The sequence below is a fragment of the Kocuria sp. ChxB genome, assembly GCF_044359605.1.
Lineage (GTDB): Bacteria > Actinomycetota > Actinomycetes > Actinomycetales > Micrococcaceae > Kocuria > Kocuria rhizophila.
The window spans coordinates 1,626,022-1,648,929 of the sequence record NZ_CP121123.1; the positions used below are offsets into that span (position 1 = coordinate 1,626,022).

A 22,908-nucleotide genomic window follows, 5' to 3' on the forward strand; every position below is an offset into this window, starting at 1 on the left:
CGCGCTCCCCAAAGACGGCGCGTAGCCTGGTGGGCGAGGGATTCGCCCCGGCCGGCACCCCCCTCCAGATCCGACCGCCTGCCCGGGCCCCCGCCGCCGGACCCGGCAGACGGACGGCATCGCGCGCCCCCGGGCGCAGACACACGAGGGAGAGCACCAGCGCATGACCCAGCAGCACGACGCCGCCCGCACCCTCACCCGGCGGACCCTCGCCAAGGGCGCCGCGTGGTCGGTTCCGGTCATTGCGGCGGCGTCGGTTGCGCCGGCGCTTGCCGCGTCCAGCCAGTGCCAGCCCGCGCTCCGGTTCAGCGGGGGCATGTTTTACGACTTCGGCACCATCGATTCCGGCACGGGGAGGACCAATCAGTACCTGACCCTGGGAGGTCAGACCTACGTGGACAACCTCCCACCCGGAGTAATCGTCACGGACATCAGCTACACCTTCTGGATGGAGAACCGACAGGGGCAGGACAGTAGCGGCCCGGGGGTGTTCTGGATGGGAAACTCCACCGCTAGCACGCGCAACACATGCTCGAACGGGACCTGCAATGCCTCTTGGTCCCCCACATCTGGCAGTGGATTCCGGTCACGGGTCACCAACACCGTCAACAACACGACTGTTGAACACCCAAATGCTGGCCCGCTGCCTTCGTGGGATGTCAACATGTTCTGGTCAGCCGCCCAGGACACCGGAAACCGGTACAAGGTCGACTCTCAGACTGGGTGCAGGAATTTTGATTCAGGACCTTCTGGCCGGTTCCGCGTGGATTACACAGGGGTGGTAGCCCTCACCACGGCCGATGTGCGCAACGGCAAGAAGAGAATTCGGTCATTCGCGGAAGTCACGGCCACTTTGAACACGGGTCAGAAACTCACCAAGTCCTACCCCGTGGTCTATACAGGCTGATCTACCCCCCTCCCCACTCCCTCATAATGGACCCCATGGATTCCCACGCCACCTGGCCCGCTCCCGTCACCGTGAACGACCGGGGCTTCGACGCCGCCGCGCTGCGCCAGCTGAGGAAGGCGCCCTCTCCCGCGAGCGGCGACGAGGCGGGGCGGCCCCACGCGTCGTCGAGCACGGAGGCCGGGGAGACGGGCGTGGCGGCGGCCGAGTCGGCTGGTTCCCACGAGAGCGCGGTGACGTCTGCCGAGGCGGGCAGCGGGGCGGCGTCGTCGGACGGCGCGGCGGCGGACGGCCCCGGTGTCAGCGCACCTGCCGCGGGGAAAACGCCCGTGGGCGAGCGGCTGGTGGCGTCCCTGCTGCTCGTGATCCCGCTGGTGTCCGCGCTCGTGATCGTGTTGAGCGGAATGCGCTTCGCGGACACCCGCAACGGGCTGTGGCTGGGGGTCGTCGCCGTGGTCCTGGTGGCCGCGGCGCTGTCCTGGGTGGCCGTGCTGCGCCGCTCCTTCGCCAAGGCGCAGGGACACCTGGCCGCGCGGCTGCCCGGCGTGATCGGCTACGGCGTGGGCATCGTCCGCGAGCTGGACGTGGAGTCGCCCTTCGACGAGAACGGCGTCTCGGACACCGTGACCGCGCACCTCACCGTGCGCGTGAACCCCACGCAGGGTCCCGCGTTCACCGGCACCCTGGATGCCGTGTACGCCGTGGCGGACGCCGAGAAGCTCGCGGTGGGCTCCCACGGCCCGGTGCGCTACCTGCGCTCGGACCCGGAGAACACGGTCAGCATCGAAACCCGCCTGCCCGCGGAGAAGGTGCAGCAGATCTACCGTGCCGCCGCGATGAACTGACCACCGACCGTCCCTGCGGGTGAGGAGGGCCCCGGCTCTCGCCCTTCGCCGGAGGAGGACTGACGGCGGGCCGGGCGCGAACGCGCCCGCCGTGACGAGCTGGCCCGGGCGACAACCGGTGATGGCGGGACGGCCGCCGGCCCGGGTCCGGACTCTGCGAGAGCAGTTCCGGAGTGGGAACGGTCCTGGCCGACGCCGCTCAGAACTCGGCGCGGTCCCTGGCGGGGGCTGCGGAGGGACGCACCGCCGAGGAACCGCCCTGCGCGGACGTCCCCGCCGATGCTGCGGAGCGCCCGGAGACCGAGTGCTGGGCGCGTGCGGGGGAGACGACGTCGTGCTGGTCGGTCTCCGGCTCCGGGTCCTCGACCACGCGGGTGCCGGTGCGGCGGGCGCGCGCGGGGAGGTCGTCGATCGCGGTGATGCTCACAGCCATGACGTTGAGGGCGATCCCCAGGATGGTGAGGATCCACGCGAGCACCGCCAGCGAGCCCACGGCGCACAGCAGCCCGATCACCACCAGGGCCACGGACGTGAGGTAGGCGGGGGTCTTGACACGCTGGAAATCGAACTTCATGGTTCCATTTCACCACGTTTCCCTGACCGCCCCGCCCGGTCGTGGGACAGCTGGGGGAACTTCACCCACAACTTAACTGCTTGTCAGACCCGGCCACCGCGCAGTTGACTGGGAGGTAGTTGTCAACGAAAGGATTCAGCAGCGATGTCCGAGAACCAGACCCTCCAGCTCAATGACGGAAACACCATCCCGCAGTTCGGCTTCGGTGTGTGGCAGGTGGACGCGGACGTGGCGGAGGACGTGGTGAGCCAGGCCCTCAAGATCGGCTACCGCCACATCGACACCGCCAAGATCTACGGCAACGAGGAGGGCGTGGGCCGCGCGATCGCCAGCAGCGGCATTCCGCGCGAGGAGCTCTTCGTGACCACCAAGCTGTGGAACGACGACCAGGGCTACGAGTCCACCCTCGAAGCCATGGACAAGTCCCTGGAGCGCCTCGGCCTGGACTACGTGGACCTCTACCTCATCCACTGGTCCCAGCCGGAGAAGGGCAAGTACCTGGAGACCTGGAAGGCGTTCCAGGAGATCAAGGCCTCCGGGAAGGCCCGGTCCATCGGCGTCTCGAACTTCACGGAGCAGGCCCTGCAGGACGTGCTGGACACCGGAGTGGTCCCCGCCGCGCACCAGATCGAGCTGCACCCCTACTTCAACCAGCAGGCCCTGCGCGAGCTGGGTGCCCAGCACGGCATCGTCACCGAGGCGTGGTCCCCGCTGGGCCAGGGCAAGGCCGACCTCCAGGACGAGACCATCGGGAAGATCGCCGAGGCGCACAGCGCCACCCCCGCCCAGGTGGTCATCGCGTGGCACCTGGCCATCGGCAACGTGGTGTTCCCCAAGTCCGTGACCCCTGAGCGCATCCAGGAGAACTGGGACGCCCAGAAGCTCACGCTCACCCCGGAGGAGATCGAGCAGATCAACGGCCTGACCCGTGACAACGGCCGCATCGGCCCGGATCCTGCGGACTTCAACGACTGACTCCGCACGGTCCGCGACTGCCGCGTGACGAAGCCTCCGGGTGTCCTGCCTCACAGGACCCGGGGGCTTCGTCCTGTGCGTCGGAAAGCAGTTCCCCGGGCATCCGGGTGCATCATGGTGACCTATGAGTCACAGCACACCAGGCAGCGGCCTCACCGGCAACGCGCCGAACGATCCGAACCCGACCATCGACCCGCACAACCCCGCGGGCAGAAGAACCTTCTTCGGTCAGCCCGGCATGCTGGCCAACCTCTTCTCCGTGGAGATGTGGGAGCGCTTCTCCTTCTACGGCATGCAGGCCCTCGTCCTGTTCTACATGTACTACCCCGCGGCGGAGGGTGGCCTCGGCCTCGACCAGGGTGTGGCGACAGGCATCGTGGGCGCCTACGGCGGCACCGTGTACCTGTGCTCCATCCTGGGCGGCTGGGTGGCCGACCGTCTGATCGGTTCCGAGCGCACCATGCTCGCCTCGGCGGTGCTGATCATGGTCGGCCACATCGCCCTGGCACTGATCCCCAGCGTGCCCGGTCTGGCCATCGGTCTGCTGTGCGTGGCCGTGGGTTCCGGTGGTCTGAAGACCACGTGCGTGAACCTGGTGGGCACGCTCTACGAGCGCGACGACCCGCGCCGTGACGCCGGCTTCTCCATCTACTACATGGGCGTCAACATCGGCGCCCTCTTCGGGCCGCTGCTCACGAGCTTCGCGTGGGGCACCTGGGGCTTCCACGCCGGATTCGGCATCGCCGCCTTCTTCATGGCGCTCGGCCTGGTGCAGTACTTCCTCACCCGCAAGGGCCTGCCGGACTCCGTGCACACGGTGGCCAACCCCCTGCCCCGCTCGCAGTACGGCAAGTGGATCGGGATCGCCCTGGGCTTCGTGGCCGTGGTCCTGGTGCTGCTCTTCACCGGGATCCTCAACCCCGGCAACCTGTCCGGCGCCGTGGTCCTCATCTCTCTCGTGGCGGCCATCGCCCTGTTCGCCATCATGCTGAAGGACAAGGGGCTCTCCCCCGAGGAGCACTCCCGGGTGGTCGCCTTCATCCCCCTGTTCATTGCCACGGCGGCATTCTTCGCCCTGTTCCAGCAGCAGTTCACCGTGCTGGCCGTCTACGCGGACACCCGCCTGGACCTGAGCCTCTTCGGCATGGAGTTCAAGCCGTCCGCGGTCCAGTCCATCAACCCCGTGTTCATCATCCTGTTCGGCATGGTGTTCGCGGGCGTGTGGACCAAGCTCGGAACGCGCCAGCCCAGCACCCCGGTGAAGTTCGGCATCGCCCTGCTGCTGATCGGTGCGGCGTTCCTGCTCTTCATCACCCAGGCGGACACCGCGTCCGTGTTCGTGGGCTGGATCGTGCTGATCCTCCTCGTTGCCACCCTGGGCGAGCTCTTCCTCTCCCCCGTGGGGCTGTCCCTGGCCACCAAGCTGGCACCGCGGAGGTTCCCGGTGCAGATGGTCGCCCTGTACAACCTCTCGGTGGCGCTGGGCACTGCACTGTCCGGCTCACTGGCCGAGTTCTACAGCCGCGAGAACGAGGTCGCCTACTTCGGCACCATGGGCGCGGTCACCATCGTCCTCGGTGTAGTCATGCTGCTGGCCGCCAAGCCCATCCTCAAGATGATGCGCGGCATCCGCTGATCCAGCTCGTCGCGTGAGAGCGCGTCCCGCCCCACCCAGGGCGCGGGGCGCGCTCTTTCCACTCCTGCCGCAGTGCCCCCTACGGCGCGCAACATCCCTTAGGGTTACCTGTACGCAATGAGCCGCGGATCACAGGTCGAACCCCCGAGCGGGTGAACCGTGCGCGGCCGCACTCTGGTCGATCCGCGGAGGACAACATGAGCAGTTCAGCTACGCCGAACGGCGCCGCACCGGCGTCGTCGGCCACGGGCCGTGACACGGCCGCAGCCGGGGGCACGGACCCCTCGGGAGAGAACCACGAACTCAAGCGGGTGATGGGCCCGGGCCTGCTCCTGCTGTTCATCGTGGGCGACATCCTGGGCACCGGCGTCTACGCCCTGACCGGCAACATCGCCGGTGAGATCGGCGGCGCCGCGTGGGCCCCCATCCTCGTGGCGTTCGTGGTGGCCACCATCACCGCGTTCTCGTACCTGGAACTCGTGACCAAGTACCCGGGCGCCTCCGGTGCGGCGCTCTACACGCACAAGGCCTTCGGGATCCACTTCCTCACCTTCCTGGTGACCTTCGCGGTGCTGTGCTCCGGACTGACCTCGGCCGCCACCGCGTCGAGCACCGTGGCGGCGAACTTCGCCAAGGGCTTCCACCTGGACCTGAGCCCGTTCGGCATCACCCTCGTGGCCGTGGGCTTCATGGCCCTGCTCGCACTCGTCAACCTGCGCGGCGTCTCCGAGTCCGTGAAGCTCAACGTGGTGCTCACCGTCATCGAGCTCACCGGCCTGCTGATCGTGATCCTCGTGGGCTTCTGGGCGGCGTTCCAGGGCAATGCGGACTTCAGCCGCACCATGATCTTCGAGACCGCCGAGGACAAGAACATGTTCCTGGCACTCTCCTCGGTGACCTCCCTGGCGTTCTTCTCCTTCGTGGGCTTCGAGGACTCCGTCAACATGGTCGAGGAGACCAAGGATCCCACCCGCAACTTCCCGCGGGTCATGCTGTTCGGGCTGTGCATCACGGGCGTCATCTACGTGGTGGTGTCCCTGTTCACCGTGGCGATCGTTCCCATCGGTCAGCTCAGCGAGTCCACCACCCCGTTGCTGGACGTGGTCAAGATCGGTGCGCCCAACATCCCGATCGACACCATCTACCCGTTCCTCACCATCTTCGCGGTGGCCAACACCGCGCTGATCAACATGCTCATGGCCTCGCGCCTGCTCTACGGCATGGCCAAGCAGGGTGTCATCCCAGGATTCCTGTCCAAGGTCCTCCCCGGGCGCCGCACGCCCTGGACGGCTATCCTCTTCACCACCGCGCTGGGCATGCTGCTGATCGTGATCGTGAACAACATCATGGGCAAGAGCACCGCGTCCGCGCTCGGTGGCACCACGGCCCTGCTCCTGCTGGGCGTGTTCACCGTGGTCAACGTGGCCGCCATCATCCTGCGCCGCGACCGCTCGCAGGAGGGCCACGACTACTTCCACGCGCCGCGCGTGCTCCCCTACCTGGGTGCCGTCACGTGTGCGTTCCTGCTGGGCCCGTGGGCGCAGGACACCATCGAGTACCAGATCGCCCTGGTGCTGATTGCCCTCGGCGTGGTGCTGTGGCTCGTGAACTTCCTCTACGCCCGTCTGTTCACGGGGCGCCGCACGCGCTTCCAGCACCCCGAGGACATCGCCCACCTCGAGGACGTGGACCGCTGAGGTCCCCGGCCCACCCCAGAACCCACCTCGTCACGGACCAGGAGACCCCATGAACATCGTTGTCGGATACCTGCCCACCCCCGCCGGACGCGCCGCGCTGCGTGCCGCCATCGACGAGGCCAAGCTGCGTGCCGCGGACCTCGTGGTGGTCCAGGGCCACCACACCAAGCGGTGGGGCCGCCACACTGGTCCGGAGGAGACCGAGACCGCAGTGAGGGAGGACCGCGCCGCGCTGGACGCGAGCGGCGTCGCCTACGAGCTGATCCCCATGGCGGACGACGCCGACCCGGCGGACGTCATCCTCGACGTCACCGACCGCACGCACACCACGCTGCTGGTGATCGGCACCCGCCGGCGCACGCCGGTGGGCAAGCTCATCATGGCGCCCACCACCCAGCGCCTGCTGCTCGAGGCCGGATGCCCCGTGCTGTGCGTGAAGGCCGAGTACACGCAGGACTGACACGCCGCTGGACGCCCCCGGAAAATACCCCGGGACGTCCACGGCGGCGCTGAGGGTCGTGCGACGGGTGCACGCCGCGAGTTCTTCCCGAGACCGGGGCTGCGGGCACATCTCAGACTCCGCGCGCAGGACCGCACGACGACGGCGGGCCGAACCTTCCAGAGGTTCGGCCCGCCGTTCGTCGTGGGCGCGCGTCCATCATGTCCTGACGCGTCCGCTGATGCTCAGCGCGGCCCACCTGCCACCGGCAGTGGACGCGCGAGGGGGGCGCAGGGATCAGGCCGCTCGGTCCGAGCGCCGCGGATCGTGGGTGTCGGAGGATCCCGTGGCGCGACGCGCCGTGGAGCCGTGCGCCTCGGTGGGGACCGCCGCCCGGGTCGCAGCACGGCGCGAGTCTGGTGCCTCGAGGGACACGCCTGCCTGCTGCCACGAGAAGCCGTACGCCAGGGCGGGGACGACCTTGTTGGCCACGGCGGTTCCCACCATCACCCCGGCCCAGGCCACCGGCAGGGCGGCCAGGACGTCGAGGGGGTAGTGGGCCCCCGAGTACACGCGGGCGGCGCCGACCACGGCCACGCCGAGGGTGCCCCACAGCAGCACGTCGCGCCGGGTCCGCCGGCGCGAGGCCACGAAACTGAGGGCGAAGACGATGGCGACCAGGGCACCCGTGTGGGACGAGGGGAAGGATGTGGATCCCGCAACCGCTTCCAGTGGATCACCGGACACCGCCGGCCGGGGGCGTTCCACGAGCACCTTCACGAGCCCCACCGCGCCCCAGCCCGCGAGCGCGGTGATGGCGAACCCCGTGGCGTCGAGGGGGCGGCGTCGGATCACGGCCAGCCAGCCGATGACGGCCGCGATGATGAGAACCACCCCGCCGTTGGACAGCGTGAACTGCACCAGGGTGGCGATGCCGTCCAGAAGGACGTTGCGATGCTGGGAGAGCCCCTCGAGCAACGCGGTCTCCCCGTCGGTCACCTGCGGTGAGAGCACCAGCAGACGGCCGATTGTCGCTGTCAGCAGCACCACGACCAGAGGAACGGCCACGCGGTGACGCAACTGCGGCAAGTGCCACGGGGACCCGCCCGGCGAGGGGGAAGTGTACTGCGCCGGATTGGTCATACAGCAATGGTGACACGAGACACCGTGTGAATCCTGGTGTCGGCGTGTCGTGCTCCGCGTGGCGCTGGCGGACGCACGTTTCACGTGAAACAGCTTGTGAAAAGGCTACCCATAAGCATTGCATGCCTTGTACGCCATGTGAGATGCCCGCTCTCGCGGGCCCCTTCTCGGCGCCGGAGGGCTTCCGCCCCGCTTTCGCCCGGACCTCGTGTTCGTTGCCCGAACGTTGACTACACTCAGGCCACCACGAGCATTCGAGAAGGGAAGAGACGATGACGTCCTCACCCACGGCGCGGCCCGCGGAGCGCCCGGCCACGGGTCGGCCCCGTCCACCGCGTCCAGCCACCGTCGAGAGCCCCGACGAGGCGGAGTCCGACGCCGCGCGGGCCGACGCCGCGGCACGGGTCGCCAGTCCCACCGCCCCCGGATCGCAGACGGCCCTGCGCGTGGCCAACCGGCGACGAGTGGTGGACGCCGTGCGCGAACTGGGGGCCGTGACCCAGGCGAGGATCGCGCGGGAGACGGCCCTGGCGCCGTCGACCGTCTCGTCGATCGTCAAGGAGCTCACCCGGTGCGACCTGCTCGCCGTGGAACCGGATCACGGGGGACGCAGGGGTCAGAATGTGCGGTTCAGCCCCCGCGCCGGGCACCTGCTGGGGGTGGACGTTGGCCACCGCCACGTGGCCGTGGCCGTGGCGGACCTCAACGTGGAGATTCTCGCCCGGAAGCGCTGCGAGCTGCCGCCCGACCACGGAGCCGCCGAGGTCCTCGAGACCGCGCGCCGCATGGCCGACGAGCTGCGGGACGAGCTCGGGATCTCCGCTCAGCGCTTCCTGCAGGCCGGGATCGCGGTGCCCGCTCCAGTGGCCGAACGAGGGCGGGAGCTGGACTCCGCGGCCATCCTGCCCCGCTGGGCGGGGATGGACGTCCAGGATCTGGCATCCCGGGTGCTGGACTGCCCCGTGGTCCTGGAGAACGACGCGAATGCCGGCGCGGTCGGCGAGCACTCCCTCGGTGCCGGGCGGGACGTGCACGACATGGCCTACCTGAAGGTCTCCCACGGGGTGGGGGCGGGGCTGGTCCTGGGAGGTCGGCTCTACCGCGGCGCCACGGGCTCCGCCGGGGAGATCGGCCACGTCACCCTGGACGAGCGGGCCGGGCTCTGCCGCTGCGGGAACAGGGGCTGCCTCGAGACCTTCGTGTCCTCCGCCGCCGTGCTCGGTCTGGTGCACTCGTCAGGACGCCCGCTGGAGACGGTGCCGGACGTGGTGGACGCGGCCCTCGCAGGAGACCCGGGGTGCACCCGGGTGGTTGCGGATTCCGGGGGCCTCATCGGCGGGGCCGTGGCCCAGCTGTGCAACCTGCTCAACCCGCAGCTCGTGGTCGTGGGCGGGGACCTCGCCCGCGCCGGGGACCTGCTGCTCGAACCGCTGCGACGGGCCGTGGAGAAGTACACCCTGCAGCGCGGGGACCGGGTGCGGATCACCACGTCCGAGCTGGGCCCGTTGGCGCACCTGACCGGTGCGCTGCTGCTCGCCCGGGCGGGGACCCCGCTCCCCGTGTGAGCCACCCGGTCCCGCCGGGTGGCTGTGGTCGGCCCGCGGTGCCTCCGCCCACGGGGCCCGGCGCGAGAGACCTCCGCGGGGCCTGATGCGAAGTGGTGCGTCCGCCCTCTGAGCCGGAGCAGGCATGACGCGCCGTTGTGTTCGACTCATGGACATTCTGTGATGCGAGTCCTACGCTGGGGTCACCGTCCACACCGGCGGCCGCTCCACATGCCTCCACGGTCACGGAGGCCCGGTCCTCGCCGACCGCGCCCCTGGTCCCGCGCGTCCAGCTGTGCACGGCGGACGGCGGGGCACGGTATCCACCGAGCGTTGAAATTCACGACAGCAAGGGAGCTGTGGGATGAGCCAAGCGGCGCAAGCACACCCGACGGAACACCACCAGACGAACACCGCGGCGGTGGTTCGCATCACCACCGTGGCCGCCTTCGGTGGCCTCCTCTTCGGATACGACTCCGCCGTGATCAACGGCGCCGTCTCCTCGATCCAGTCCACCTTCGACGTGGGCCCCGGACCGCTCGGCTTCGCCGTGGCCGCCGCCCTGCTGGGTGCTGCGGTAGGTGCCTTCTTCGGCTCCCGCATCGCGGACCGCACGGGCCGCATCCCCGTCATGAAGGTCGCGGCCCTGCTGTTCCTGCTCTCCGCGATCGGCTGCGGTCTCACGCAGTCCATCGAGTGGCTCATCTTCTGGCGTGTGATCGGCGGCGTGGGCGTGGGCGTGGCCTCCGTAATCGCTCCCGCCTACATCGCCGAGGTCTCCCCCGCCCACCTGCGCGGGCGGCTGGGGTCCCTGCAGCAGATGGGCATCGTGCTGGGCATCTTCCTGTCCCTGCTCGTGGACGCCCTGCTCGCCAACTGGGCCGGCGGAGCCTCCCAGGAGCTGTGGCTCGGGCTGGCCGCGTGGCGCTGGATGTTCCTGATCATGGCCGTCCCCGCCCTCCTCTACGGCATCGGCTCCTTCCTGATCCCGGAGTCCCCGCGCTTCCTGGTGGCTGCCGGCCGTGAGGACGAGGCGCGCAGCGTGCTGTCCCGGATCCACGGTGACGACGCCGTGGACGTGCGCGTGGACAAGATCCGCACCACCGTGAACAACGAGCGCAAGCCGCGCTTCTCCGACCTGCGCGGTTCCATGGCCGGGCTCAAGCCCGTGGTCTGGGTGGGCATCGGCCTGGCCGCCCTGCAGCAGTTCGTGGGCATCAACGTGATCTTCTACTACTCCAACACGCTGTGGGAGTCCGTGGGGTTCAAGGAGTCCGACTCCTTCGCCATCTCCGTGGCCACCTCCGTGGTCAACGTGCTCGTGACCATCGTGGCCATCTTCCTGGTGGACAAGGTGGGGCGGCGCCCGCTGCTGCTCGTGGGCTCCGGCGGCATGGCCGTGACCCTGGCTGTGATGTCCTTCGTCTTCGCCACCGCCGGCAAGGAGATGGTGGACGGTCAGCTCACCCCGGTCCTCGGCCCCGTGGCGGGCCCGGTGGCTCTCGTGGCGGCCAACCTCTTCGTGGTGTTCTTCGGCGTCTCCTGGGGCCCGCTCATGTGGGTGCTGCTCGGCGAGATGTTCCCCAACCACATCCGCGGTGCGGCTCTCGCCGTGGCCGGCGCGGTGCAGTGGCTCGCCAACTGGGCCGTGACCGTCTCCTTCCCCACCATGTCCAACAACTCACTGGGTCTGACGTACGGGATCTACGCGTTCTTCGCCGTGGTGTCCCTGGTGTTCACCATCAAGATGGTGCGCGAGACCAACAACGTGGAGCTCGAGGACATGCACGACTGACACGTTCCCCCGCACCACACCGTCCGTCCGCCCCGGCCTGCACCCTCGCAGACCGGGGCGGACCGCGTCCACGGCCCCGTTCGTGTCGCATGCTGGACGCATTGCCGTGCGATTTCCTGCCGTCGGGTATTTTGCGAAGAACACTCGTGGGCGCTGCGGCCTTCCGGTCCCGGCGCCCGTCCTGACGGCGAAAAGAGACCTTCCCATGACGCAGCCAACCGCCACCGCAGCTCCGGGCCGCATGTCCGCCGGGCACGTGATCGTCGAGTCCCTCGCGGCGCACGGCGTGGAGCGCGCGTACGTGGTCCCCGGGGAGAGCTACCTGGACGTTCTCGACGGCCTGCACGACTCCTCCATCGAGACGGTGGTGTGCCGCCACGAGGGCGGAGCGGCGTACATGGCGGAGGCGGACGGGAAGATGAACCAGGTCCCCGGGGTGGCCATGGTGACCCGCGGCCCCGGTGCGGCCAATGCGCACGTGGGTCTGCACACCGCGTGGCAGGACTCCACCCCCATGGTGCTGTTCGTGGGGCTGATCCCGTTCGAGCACCGGGAGAAGGAGGCCTTCCAGGAGTTCGACCCGCACCAGTGGTTCGCCTCGGGCGCCAAGCGCGTGATGGTGCTGGACCACGCGGAGCGCGCCTCCGAGTACGTGGCCGAGGCCATGTTCGCGGCCCGTTCAGGACGGCCCGGTCCAGTGGTGGTGGGGCTCCCGGAGGACGTCATCACCCGAGAGATCGACGCCACGCTGCACCCGGAGATCCCCGTGGCCGGCGGCGGCATGACCGTGGACGACTGGAAGGCCCTCGAGGCCGCGCTGCAGCAGTCCATGAAGCCCCTGTTCGTCTTCGGCGGCAACGATTGGAGCACGGAGGGCGCCGAGCGGTTCACTCAGTGGCTCGAGGACCACCACATCCCGGCCGCCGCCGAGTGGCGCTGCGAGGGCACGGTGCCCTTCGGATCCCCCTCCTACGTGGGCCCCATCGGGTACGGGCGCCCCAAGCCCACGTTCGACCTCATGGAGGAGACCGATCTGCTGGTCTTCGTGGGCACGGTCCCCGGTGACGTGATCACCAACGGGTTCCTGGTGCGCCAGGACTGGTCCAAGAAGAACTTCATCGTGACCATGGATCCCTCCATGCGAGGCCGCTCGGGTGCTGTCACCTACCAGATCGTGGCCAAGCCGGACGTCTTCGTGCGGGACCTGGTGCGGATGAACCTGCCGGTCAAGGACACGTGGCGGGACTGGTGCCGCCGCATGCGGCAGCAGCAGATCGACTTCTCCACGCCGCAGCCGCGCCCCGAGCAGGACGGGCCCGCCACCATGGACGCCATGATGACCGAGCTGGCACGCACCCTCCCCGAGGACGCCATGGTCACCTTCGGGGCGGGCGAGCACACCAACTGGGCGCACCGGTACTTCCCCACCAACGGGTACGCGTCCATGATCTCCGCGCGCAACGGGTCCATGGGGTACTCGGTGCCCTCCGCGGTGGCGGCGTCGCTGAACTTCCCGGGCCGCCGGGTGATCTCGATCGCCGGCGACGGCGAGTTCCTCATGAACGGGCAGGAGCTGGCCACGGCCGCGCAGTACGGCGCCACCCCGCTCGTGATCGTGATGGACAACCAGGAGTACGGCACCATCCGCACCCACCAGGAACGCCAGTACCCGGGTCACGTGTCCGGGACGCAGCTGAAGAACCCGGACTTCGCGGCCATGGCCGCGGCGTTCCACGGCGTGGGCGTCCGGGTGGAACGGCAGTCGGAGATCCCCGGGGCGTTGGAGCGCGCCTACCGGGCCATCGACGAGGAGCACACGTTCGCGGTGATCCACCTGGTCGTGGAGCAGCGCCAGAAGGCATACTGATCCGCACATAAAAGCAGGTCAGAAAGTCATGACGACGCCGCCGCAAGCCTCCCTGCGAGGCTCGCGGCGGCGTCGTCGTCAGCGCAGGGGGTGCTCCGCCTGGTCCCGGTGCATCCGACCCACGAAGACCGCCACCACACCGAGGGCGGGGGTCAGCAGGGCCACGCCCCAGAAGATGGCCTCGGGTGGGACCACCTGCGAGACCGGGCCCGCCACGGCCATGGAGATGGGCATGAGCAGCAGGGACACGAAGAAGTCCAGGGAGGAGATCCGCCCGAGCATGTGCGAGGGGACACGACGCTGCAGCAGGGTCCCCCAGATGACCTGACCCGCCCCACCTGTGGCGCCGAACACGCACAGCGCACCCGCCATGACCCACCACGAGTCGGTCATGCCCACCAGACCGAAGGGCAGTGTGCCAAATCCCCAGAGCCAGATCATGGTGGTGAGGTACTTCCGCGGCAGCTGGAGGGACGCCATCACGCTGGAGCCCACGGCCGTGGAGATGCCGTAGAGACCCAGCATGGCGCCGTAGTCCGCCACCGTGCCCCCCAGCCGGTCCACCACGAGGAACGGGACGAGCACCTCGAGCGGACCCATGAACAGGAAGATCGCACTCATGGCCCAGAGCAGGGTCCACAGCAGCCACGGTGTGCGCACGCAGTACTGGAAGCCCTCCAGCATCTCGCGCAGCATCGAGGACTGGGACGACGACGCCCCCTGCGCGTCGTCGCCGCCCCGCTCCGGGAGACGCAGCCGTATCATGAACACCAGCGCCACGGCGTGGCACGCGGCGATGGCCAGGACGGAAGCCCCGGGCAGCGCCAGACCCGTGAGGGCGCCGCCCACGGCGGGGCCGGCCGCGAGCTGCAGCAGGGGACGGGCCGTGCCCTCCACACCGTTGGCCGCGAGCAGCTGGTGGACCGGCAGGATCCGGGGCAGTGCGGCGGAGTAGGCCGGGTAGAAGAAGCCCACTGCTCCCGAGAACACGAAGGCCGCGACGCCCAGGTGCCACAGGGCGAGGGTGTCCGTCCAGGTGAGGACCACGATGGTCGTGGCCGTCACCAGGTTGGTGACCTCCACGCACCGCAGGATCACCGTCAGTCGGAACCTGTCCGCCGCCACTCCGCCCACGAGCACGAAGACGACCATTCCCACGGCCCCGGCTGCCGTGACCAGGGACAGGTCCACGGCCGATCCCCCGAGCTCCATGACCCGGGCCACCATGGCCACGGCCCACAGCCCGGACCCGAACACGCTCACGCCCATGGCCAGGGCGAGCACCGTGTAGGCGCGCGAGGAGAAGGGGGCCAGGGCCCGGGGAAGTTTCACCGTCACAGGCTATCGGCAGCCGGAGACGCCCCGCGTGTGAGCCGGAACTCACCATGGCGTAGCGTGCAGAGTGACCAGCACACCCGCACCGATCCGAAGGAGCGTCCATGCGCGCCACCCACGTCCCCAGTCCCGGAACCGTCGTGGTGAAGCAGTGGCCCGATCCCGAGGCCACGCAGGACGGCGAGTTCGTGGTCAGGATGGTCGCGGCGTCGGTGTGCGGCTCCGACCTGCACTCCGTGCTGCACGGGACGCTCCACCCGCGGGGCCCCGAGCTCCCCGGCTACCCGGGTCACGAGGGAGTGGGCGTGGTCACGGAGTCCCGCTCGGAGAAGTTCCCCGAGGGCACCGCGGTGCTGTGCCTCGCACCCGGGGAGCTCGGCGGCGCCTTCGCCGAGTACATGCTCCTGGACGAGGACCACGCGGTGGCGCTGCCCCCGGAGGTGGACCCCACGGACCTCACCGAGATGCGGCGCTACCTCATGGCCCAGCAGATGGGCACCTGCATCTACGCCATGAACCTCTACTGGCCCACCGAGGTGCCGCCCCGGCGTGCCGGGACCTGTGTGGTCATGGGAGCGGGTTCCGCGGGGCTGTTCTTCCTGCAGGACGCCCTGCGACGGGGCTTCGAGCAGGTGATCGTCTCCGACAAGGAGGAGTCGCGGCTCGAGATCGCCCGGCAGCTGGGTGCCCGCACCGTGCACGTGCCGCACGAGGAGCTGACGACCGTGGTCTCCGAGGCCACCGGCAACACGGGTGCGGACCTCGTCATCGAGGCCGTGGGATCGGACGCCCTGCGCGCGGAGGCCGTGGAGATCGTGGCCGACCGCGGAATCGTCGGCTGGTTCGGCCTCTACGAGAGCTTCGAGTCCGCACCCGTGCCGGTCTACGAGGTCTTCCGCAAGTCGGTCCGGCTCCAGGGCTCCGTGGCCGCCCAGTCCGAGCCTGGTCTCGTGTCCTTCCACGAGGCCGTCCGGCGCATCCGGGACGGCGAGGTCACCGTGGACTACTGCCTGGGCCCCGTGCACCCGCTCGAGGAGACCATCGACGTGCTGCGCACGGCCGAGCGCGGCGGGGACGGCCACGTGAAGTTCACGATCGTGCCGTAGGCCCCGCGCGGGTCAGCTCTGCACGCTCCTGCCCCGCATGCTCGTGATGATCTGGACGGCCACCGGGATCAGCGAGAGGAACACGATCAGGATGGCGATCAGGTCCACGTGGTCGCGGATCAGCGGGATGCCGCCCAGCAGGGATCCGGCGACCACCATGATGGTGACCCACAAGAAGCCGCCCAGCACGTTCCAGCCCACGAACTGACGGTAGGGGTGGCGTGCGGCGCCCGCCACGAGGGGCACGAAGGTCCGCACGATCGGCACGAAGCGCGCGAGCACGATGGACCGGCCCCCGTACTTGTGGAAGAAGTCCTCGGTCTGGCGCAGGTACGCGGTCTTCAGGAACCGGGCGTCGTCCTTGAAGAATCGCCGCCCGTACCGGTGCCCCAGGAAGTACCCCACCTGGTCCCCGGCCACGGCGGCGATGAACGGCACCAGGATCATGAGCCACAGCGGGATGTTCAGCGCCTCGTGCAGCAGGCCGCCCGTGAACAGCAGGGAGTCGCCGGGCAGGAAGGGGAACAGCAGCCCGGACTCGATGAAGACGATCACGGTCATGCCCGCCAGGGCCCAGGGCCCGAGCTGCTGCAGCAGCTGTTCCGGGTCTCCCAGCGGCAGCAGCTGGGGTGCGAGAGTTCCCGCGGTCTGCATCAGTTCAAGCGTCATGGTGACCCATTATGCGCCCTCGGAACCGCGTCCTCGCGGCGGGGGTTCACGACGCCGGCCGGGAGTGCGCTGGTGTGCACCTGGCAGCAGCCCCCTTGTTTTCTGCCAACACCCTGCCGTGTTCCGTGCCGTGCCCGTCCGGCACTCCGGATACCTATGCTGTCCCCGTGCGATGATCCAGTCTCCGTGGGGAGACCACCGGTCGTCCCACGGAGTCCACGGACAGTCCCCAGGAAACGAGCAGTGTGCCATGGCGTTCTTCGAACTGACAGGGTGGCCCCTCTTCGTCGTCGTCGCGGGGGCGGCGCTGGCCCTGCTCGCGGTCACGGTGGTGGTCCTGCCGCGCCGTCGTGGGCCCGGGCTGGGGAAGTACCTGCTCCAGCTGGTGTGCGTGGTCCTGGTGGTCCTGCTGACCCTCGTGGGTGTCTTCCTCAAGATGAACATGGACAACCAGTGGTACTCCAGCTGGGGTGACCTGCTCTCCGACGGCGGGGGGCCCGTGACCACCGCGGGTATCGGCGCGGTCCCGGCCGCCGTGACCACCCCTGTGAAGGACCTTCCCCACCAGCCCTTCACCGCCGCACAGACGAACCCCGCCGACAGCTCCTTCTTCGGATCGCAGGTGGATGCGGCCAGCACCTCGGGGCAGTGGGTGCACTTCACCCTTCCCGGCCGGGAGTCGGGCATCACGCAGGATGCCACGGCCTGGCTGCCGCCCTCCTACATGGCGCAGCCGCAGCGCGCCTACCCCGTGATCACTGCATTCACCGGTTTCCCGGGGGACGTGCGGACCTACACCAAGGCCATGGACATCGGCCACCACATCCGCTCCGCGGTCTCGGACGGCACCATGCGGGAGGCGATCGTGGTGATCCCCGACGTCTACCCGGGCAACAACGACACCGAGTGCGTGGACAGCAACCACGGGCGGTGGGAGACGTACGTGAGCAAGGACGTGGTGTCCTGGATCCACGAGAACCTGAGGGTCTCGAGCGATCGGGCGGCGTGGTCCACCCTGGGCTACAGCGCGGGTGGCTGGTGCTCGGCCATGTTCACCGTGCGCCATCCGCAGATCTGGTCCAGCAGCGTGAACCTGGCGGGCTACTTCGCACCCATGTACAGCCCTGGACAGCAGTGGAAGACCGCGGATCCGGCGGCCTACGACCTCGCCTCGGTGGTTCGCCGCGACAAGCCGGACGTCCGCCTCTGGTTCTTCTCCGGCGGAGAGGACACGGTCTCGGTGAACGCGGTGCACGGATTCACCCCGGCCGTCTCTGCGCCCACGAGCCTGGAGACGAACATCTCCCAGAGCGGTGGTCACCGGGTCGCCCTCTGGGAAGCCCAGCTGGATTCCTCCCTGGCGTGGCTGGGCCGCACGTCCCCGGCGTTCGCGCCTCTGCCCGCGTGAACGGCCTCGGGAACTGCACATGAACGCGGGAGAATACGCCGGAACGGTCCTCGCCACGGCGCTGGGCGGCTTCGACCCGGCACCCATGGTCATCATGGCCGCGGCCCTCGGTGCGGGGGTGCGGCGCCGCCACATCATGGGCGCGTCCGCCCTCCTGCTGGGAGGGACCGCCGCGTGGGGCGTGGCCCTCACGCTTCTCGCGGGCCCTCGCCTGCAGAGCGTGGACTGGTGGGCCCTGGTACGCCACGGAGGCACTGCCGCATGGGTCGAGGTCGGTCTCGCCGTGGTGGTGGGCGGCTATGCGCTGTGGCGGGCCGTCTCGCGCCGCCGGGCCCGGGGAGAACCGACCCCGGAGAAGCCCGCCGCGAGCCCGTGGGCCCTGTACGCCACGTCCCTGGTGTTCGTGGGGATCGTGGTGTTCGACATCCCGTTCGACATCCACGTGGCGGTCGCCGCCTCCCAGCCCCTGCCGCGGGTGGTCCTCGGATGGGTGGCCTGGGCCCTGCTGAGCCAGATCGCCCTGACCGCCCTGGTCCTGCTGACCCTGCTGGGCCGGCAGGAGCGGTTCTCCACGGTCATGCGGCGCACGTGGGCAGCCGTCGCGCCCAGGATCACGGTGGTCGTCACCGCCCTGCTGGGCCTGGCGTCCCTGCTCATGCTGCTGGACGCGGGTCTGTTCCTGTGGGCAGGACGGTTCCTGATCGCGTGATCCGGGCCCTGCTCAGACCGCCGTCTGGGAGGCGGTGACGGGGTGCCCGGCCGCCAGGCGGCGTCGTCGGTCCGCCTTCTGCCGCTGGACGCCCGCGAGCGCGAGCAGCCCGCCCACGACGGACAGCGCGCACGCCACCACGGCGGGTGAGCGGTAGCCGAAGCCGGCGGAGATCACGACGCCGCCCAGCAGGGCCCCGATCGAGTTGGCCACGTTGAACGCGGCGTGGTTCAGGGACGCGCCCATCAGCTGGGCGGAGCCCGCGGCCGTGATGAGCCAGCTCTGGATGCTGGGCATGATGAACGAGTTGACCAGCGCCATCACGAAACCGGCCACGAAGATTCCCACCGGGGAGCCGCCGAGGATCCCCATGAGCAGAAGTGCCAGGGCCAGTGCCGGGAAGCCCACCGCCATGGTGCGCCGGGCGCTGCGGTCGGCGCTGATGCCGCCGAGGGCGTTGCCGATCGTCATGCCCACGCCCACCACCGCGAGCAGCCACGGGATCGCGCCGGCGGACAGCCCCGCGAGCTCACGGCCCATCTGGGTCAGGTACGTGTAGATCGCGAAGAACCCGCCGAAGCCCACCGCGGCCACGCCCATCACGATCCACACCTGGGGCAGGGCGAAGGCCTTCAGCTCACCCCGCCGACTGGCCCCGACCACGGGCTCCTGGCGGGGAACCGTGAACCACAGGCCGATGACGGTCGCGGCGAAGACCAGGGCCACCGCGCCGTACGCCATCCGCCATCCCCACGCCTGGCCGATGGCCGTCATGACGGGTACGCCCACCACGTTCGCCACCGTGAGACCGGACAGCGCGAGGGCCACACCCTTGGCCTGGTTGCCGGGGCCCATGACGGTGGCGGCCACCAGGGACGCGAGCCCGAAGTAGGCACCGTGGGGCACGCCCGCCAGGAAGCGCAGCACGACCAGGGACTCGAACGAGGGTGCCAGCGCGGAGGCCAGACTGCCCGCGAGCAGCGCCGCAGCCATCACCAGGAGCATGACCGTGCGCGACGACTTCGCCGCCAGGAAAGAGATCACCGGGGCCCCCACGACGACGCCGGCCGCGTAGGCGCTCACCATCCAGCCCGCCCGGGCGATCCCCGTTTTCGGCGACTGTCCGTAGAGCTGCGGCATGAGGTCCTGGGCGATCTGCGGGAGCAGGCCCATGGAGGCGAATTCGGTGCAGCCGATGCCGAAGCCGCCCAGTGCCAGGGCGAGCAGGGCGAGTCGGCGGCGAGCAGGAGTCAGCTGGGTCATGACCACGCGGCCTTTCGAGGATCCGGGAGCGAGGGGCGGCACGGGGCTGCCGTGCCTCTCGGGGCGGCTCTTCGCACGCGACGGCGGGTACGGGACGAGCGGGCGGCGACGGACGGCACACATCCGTCGCGGCGCACACACGGACAACGCGCGCAGAGAGGAAATTATTCGCGTCGGGGGACCCGTGTGCGGGAGCTCACTGGCGCCTTCTCCCCACCCGGTGCACGGACGTTTTCCACAGGTGTGGAGAAAAGTGTGAATATCTCCCGGCACATGTGTGGATTGGAAGCCGCGAAGCCCGGAAAACCGGTATCCACAGGGTTGTTCACAGGTGTGGAATTACAGATGTGTAAGTTGTAAACAGGTGTGGACGAGCCCTGTGGAGAACAGCGCGGAACACCTCGTCAGATCCTCCGCCGCAGCCGCGGCAGCATGAGCGCCGCCACGATCGCGCCGGTGACGAGGCCGCCCAGGTGGGCCTGCCACGCCACCCCTCCCACCAGGAATCCGAAGGCCAGGTTGATCACGATCAGCACGGTGATGGGCACGATGTTGTTCTCGAAGTGCCGCATGAACACGAACATGGCACCGAACAGCCCGAAGATGCCGCCGGAGGCACCGATCACGAGCACCCAGGGATCACCGAGCAGCAGCACCCCCACCGAGCCGCCGACCACGGAGAGCAGGAACAGCGCGGTCATTCGCCACGCTCCCAGCAGCGGCTCCAGCATCCGGCCGAAGAGGTACAGGGTGTACATGTTCAGCACCAGGTGCACCGGAGAGGGCATGGCGTGCACGAAACCGCTCGTGAGCATCCGCCACGGCTGGGACGCGGTGAGGGCGGGGGCGTAGCCCAGCACGGTGGAGAGGTCGTAGGGCGTGAACAGCCGCGTGAGCCACTGCAGCGCCCACATGCCCGCGCAGATGCCGATGAGCGTCCACGTCACCGGCCAGCCACTGCGTCCGCGCCCCCTCCGGAGCCGCCCGCGGGAGGGCGCACCGGCCCCGGCAGGGTCGTGCTGCGCGGGGTTGGACGATCCATGGCCGTACGGCACGTACCCGTGCGGTGCCGGGCCCTGAGGGGCGCCGCTGCCCTCCCGGGGGCCGCTCGGGTGCGCCCCGGGAAGGTATTGGCCGTAGCGGGGCGCCGGCACACCACCACCCCGAGGGGCTCCGGGAACTCCCCCGAGGCCCGGGTTCCCGTGCGGGTGGGCAGGCCGCGGGTCGGAGTCTTCGCTGGCGTGGTCGTCACTCATGTCATCTCCGGCATATCAACTGGTGGGGCGGGCAATCACCCCCGGATAGACGTAGAGCCCACCCGGTCACCGGGTGGGCTCCACGCTGTGTGGTCTCGAGTGGGACTCAGAGAGCTTCCACGTCGATGGAGGTGATCACGCAGTCCTCCACGGGGCGGTCCTGGCCGCCGGTGCGGACGGTGTTGAGCTCGTCCACGACCTTCTTGGACTCGTCGTCCGCCACCTCACCGAAGATGGTGTGCTTGCCCTGCAGCCAAGTGGTGGGGGCGGTGGTGATGAAGAACTGCGAGCCGTTGGTGCCGCGTCCGTTGCGGGTGCCGGCGTTCGCCATGGCCAGCATGTACGGGGCGTTGAAGTTCAGCTCGGGGTGGATCTCGTCGTCGAAGTTGTAGCCCGGGCCGCCGATGCCCTGACCCAGCGGATCGCCGCCCTGGATCATGAAGTCCTTGATGATCCGGTGGAACACGACGTCCTTGTACAGCGGGCCGGACTGCTTCTCACCCGTGCGGGGATCGGCCCACTCCTGGGTGCCGTCTGAGAGACCCACGAAGTTCTTGACCGTCTTGGGGGCGTGGTTGCCGAAGAGCTCCACCACGATGTCCCCGTGGTTGGTGTGGATGGTGGCCTTGTGCGTGGCAGTAGCGGAAGTCATGGCTGTCATTCTGGCACGGGTGTCACGAAGCCGTCAGGACGGCCGAAAGGTGTTCAGCGCACAGTGAAAAGGCCCCCGGGCAGCCCGATCCCCGGGAGTCTCCCAGCTCACAGAACGTATGCTGGGAAGTGGAGATTCACATCATCGCCACTGTAGGAGGGAGACATCATGAGCATGTTCAAGAGCAAGGCTCAGAAGCAGGCCGAGGCCACCAGCAAGGCGGCCGGGCACAAGGTCGTCCACGCGGGGGACTGGCTGTCCACCGAGATCGCTGAGCTCGGCGAGAAGCTGCAGCACGGTGTGGAGGCCGGCGCCACCGCCCTCGCGAGCGGCGTCGAGGCCACGAGCCCGTACGTCCAGGACGGTCTGGGCAAGGCCCAGAGCTTCGGCGAGGACGCCCGCAAGCGCAGCGAGAAGGCCAAGGCCGCGGGTGTCGCGGCTGCCGCTCCCCTCGCCGCCAAGGCCGCCAAGAAGACCGCCACCGGTCGTGCCGCCGCCCAGGAGAAGTACTCGGGCGCCGTCGCCGCGCTGGCCGCCAAGGTCGCGGACGCGGACACCTCTGACCAGTTCGACGCCCTCGTCACCAAGCTGACGGGCGACAAGAAGACGGTCAAGCGCATCCAGAAGGCCGCCAAGAACTCGGCCAAGGAGTACGCCAAGCAGCAGAAGAAGGCCCAGGGCGGCCACAAGGGTCTGCTGGTCCTCGGTCTGCTCGTGGCCGGTGGCGTGGCGGGCGTGGCCGCATGGCGCGCCTCGCGTCCTGTGCAGGATCCCTGGAAGACCCCGGCCACCGCGTCGCCGCGCGTGTCCGCGTCCCCCGTCAACACCAACTCCACCGTGGCCGCCGGCACCGGTGTGAAGGTGGACGACGTCAAGGACCCCACGTCCAGCGCACACCAGGGGGGCACCACCACGCAGGCGGCCCACCGCGCCACGGACGGCGTGAAGTCGGTGGCCGAGGACGCCAAGCAGACCGTCAACGAGGTCAAGGAGCAGATCAAGGGCTCCAAGACCGATGACACCAAGCTGGGTTCCGCGGACAACGCCTCCAAGCACAACCCGGGCAACACCAAGCACTGAGGTTGCGC

Annotated in this window: 20 protein-coding genes; 13 read left to right on the top strand and 7 right to left on the bottom strand. The window is 69.3% G+C overall.

Translation table 11 applies throughout. The features are described 5' to 3' along the window. Positions 1-163 precede the first annotated feature (163 nt). Together P8S73_RS07170 and P8S73_RS07175 are read left to right on the top strand one after the other, a co-directional pair. Complete coding sequence (locus P8S73_RS07170) at positions 164-907, top strand: hypothetical protein (protein ID WP_070637258.1); 744 nt, start codon at positions 164-166, stop codon at positions 905-907. 35 nt (positions 908-942) lie between these two features. Then, entirely contained in the window at positions 943-1,752 is an 810-nt protein-coding gene (locus P8S73_RS07175; protein ID WP_019310452.1) for a hypothetical protein, read from the top strand. A gap of 199 nt (positions 1,753-1,951) precedes the next feature. Here P8S73_RS07175 and P8S73_RS07180 read toward each other — a convergent pair whose 3' ends face one another. After that, positions 1,952-2,326 carry a hypothetical protein gene (locus P8S73_RS07180; protein ID WP_019310451.1) on the bottom strand — a complete coding sequence of 125 codons (375 nt, stop codon included), beginning with the start codon at positions 2,324-2,326 and terminating at the stop codon, positions 1,952-1,954. 144 nt (positions 2,327-2,470) lie between these two features. Between P8S73_RS07180 and P8S73_RS07185 the strand changes: the two genes are divergently transcribed. The 4 genes from P8S73_RS07185 to P8S73_RS07200 all read left to right on the top strand — a co-directional run bounded on the left by P8S73_RS07185 (position 2,471) and on the right by P8S73_RS07200 (position 7,094). Then, positions 2,471-3,301, top strand: coding sequence for an aldo/keto reductase (locus P8S73_RS07185; RefSeq protein ID WP_124109055.1), 831 nt, complete (start codon positions 2,471-2,473; stop codon positions 3,299-3,301). A gap of 124 nt (positions 3,302-3,425) precedes the next feature. Continuing rightward, entirely contained in the window at positions 3,426-4,937 is a 1,512-nt protein-coding gene (locus P8S73_RS07190; protein WP_124109056.1) for a peptide MFS transporter, read from the top strand. Positions 4,938-5,134: 197 nt separating this feature from the next. Continuing rightward, complete coding sequence (locus tag P8S73_RS07195; RefSeq protein WP_059281815.1) at positions 5,135-6,634, top strand: APC family permease; 1,500 nt, start codon at positions 5,135-5,137, stop codon at positions 6,632-6,634. Between the two features lie 49 nt (positions 6,635-6,683). Next, positions 6,684-7,094: a universal stress protein gene (locus P8S73_RS07200; RefSeq protein ID WP_019310447.1), complete on the top strand. Its 411-nt coding sequence runs from the start codon at positions 6,684-6,686 to the stop codon at positions 7,092-7,094. Between the two features lie 276 nt (positions 7,095-7,370). On the opposite strand, the gene P8S73_RS07205 is transcribed toward P8S73_RS07200, so the two are convergent. After that, entirely contained in the window at positions 7,371-8,141 is a 771-nt protein-coding gene (locus tag P8S73_RS07205) for a phosphatase PAP2 family protein (RefSeq protein ID WP_223110075.1), read from the bottom strand. 347 nt (positions 8,142-8,488) lie between these two features. Between P8S73_RS07205 and P8S73_RS07210 the strand changes: the two genes are divergently transcribed. The 3 genes from P8S73_RS07210 to P8S73_RS07220 all read left to right on the top strand — a co-directional run bounded on the left by P8S73_RS07210 (position 8,489) and on the right by P8S73_RS07220 (position 13,422). Beyond that, on the top strand, positions 8,489-9,781 hold the full coding sequence (locus tag P8S73_RS07210; RefSeq protein WP_019310445.1) for an ROK family transcriptional regulator: 1,293 nt from the start codon (positions 8,489-8,491) through the stop codon (positions 9,779-9,781). Between the two features lie 343 nt (positions 9,782-10,124). Beyond that, positions 10,125-11,555: a sugar porter family MFS transporter gene (locus P8S73_RS07215; RefSeq protein WP_059281309.1), complete on the top strand. Its 1,431-nt coding sequence runs from the start codon at positions 10,125-10,127 to the stop codon at positions 11,553-11,555. A gap of 205 nt (positions 11,556-11,760) precedes the next feature. After that, entirely contained in the window at positions 11,761-13,422 is a 1,662-nt protein-coding gene (locus P8S73_RS07220; protein ID WP_121241585.1) for a thiamine pyrophosphate-dependent enzyme, read from the top strand. Positions 13,423-13,500: 78 nt separating this feature from the next. On the opposite strand, the gene P8S73_RS07225 is transcribed toward P8S73_RS07220, so the two are convergent. After that, positions 13,501-14,754 carry an MFS transporter gene (locus P8S73_RS07225; RefSeq protein ID WP_070637600.1) on the bottom strand — a complete coding sequence of 418 codons (1,254 nt, stop codon included), beginning with the start codon at positions 14,752-14,754 and terminating at the stop codon, positions 13,501-13,503. Positions 14,755-14,861: 107 nt separating this feature from the next. Here P8S73_RS07225 and P8S73_RS07230 point away from each other — a divergent pair, with 107 nt between their 5' ends. Beyond that, the gene (locus P8S73_RS07230) at positions 14,862-15,863 is read left to right on the top strand and encodes a zinc-binding dehydrogenase (protein ID WP_070637268.1); all 1,002 of its coding nucleotides are present in this window, start codon (positions 14,862-14,864) and stop codon (positions 15,861-15,863) included. Between the two features lie 12 nt (positions 15,864-15,875). Here P8S73_RS07230 and P8S73_RS07235 read toward each other — a convergent pair whose 3' ends face one another. Beyond that, complete coding sequence (locus tag P8S73_RS07235) at positions 15,876-16,532, bottom strand: DedA family protein (RefSeq protein ID WP_019310440.1); 657 nt, start codon at positions 16,530-16,532, stop codon at positions 15,876-15,878. 250 nt (positions 16,533-16,782) lie between these two features. Here P8S73_RS07235 and P8S73_RS07240 point away from each other — a divergent pair, with 250 nt between their 5' ends. Both P8S73_RS07240 and P8S73_RS07245 read left to right on the top strand, forming a co-directional pair. Continuing rightward, positions 16,783-17,940, top strand: a complete 1,158-nt coding sequence (locus P8S73_RS07240; protein WP_019310439.1) for an esterase family protein — start codon at positions 16,783-16,785, stop codon at positions 17,938-17,940. Between the two features lie 19 nt (positions 17,941-17,959). Beyond that, positions 17,960-18,649 carry a hypothetical protein gene (locus tag P8S73_RS07245; protein WP_019310438.1) on the top strand — a complete coding sequence of 230 codons (690 nt, stop codon included), beginning with the start codon at positions 17,960-17,962 and terminating at the stop codon, positions 18,647-18,649. 12 nt (positions 18,650-18,661) lie between these two features. Here P8S73_RS07245 and P8S73_RS07250 read toward each other — a convergent pair whose 3' ends face one another. From P8S73_RS07250 to P8S73_RS07260, 3 genes are all read right to left on the bottom strand, one after another. Further along, a complete protein-coding gene (locus tag P8S73_RS07250; protein ID WP_396350280.1) occupies positions 18,662-19,912 on the bottom strand; it encodes an MFS transporter in 1,251 nt (416 codons plus the stop codon). A gap of 404 nt (positions 19,913-20,316) precedes the next feature. After that, positions 20,317-20,859, bottom strand: coding sequence for a rhomboid family intramembrane serine protease (locus tag P8S73_RS07255; RefSeq protein ID WP_019310436.1), 543 nt, complete (start codon positions 20,857-20,859; stop codon positions 20,317-20,319). A 415-nt stretch (positions 20,860-21,274) separates the two neighbouring features. Then, positions 21,275-21,820: a peptidylprolyl isomerase gene (locus P8S73_RS07260; protein WP_029603337.1), complete on the bottom strand. Its 546-nt coding sequence runs from the start codon at positions 21,818-21,820 to the stop codon at positions 21,275-21,277. 168 nt (positions 21,821-21,988) lie between these two features. Here P8S73_RS07260 and P8S73_RS07265 point away from each other — a divergent pair, with 168 nt between their 5' ends. Then, entirely contained in the window at positions 21,989-22,900 is a 912-nt protein-coding gene (locus P8S73_RS07265; protein ID WP_019310434.1) for a hypothetical protein, read from the top strand. Positions 22,901-22,908 lie beyond the last annotated feature (8 nt).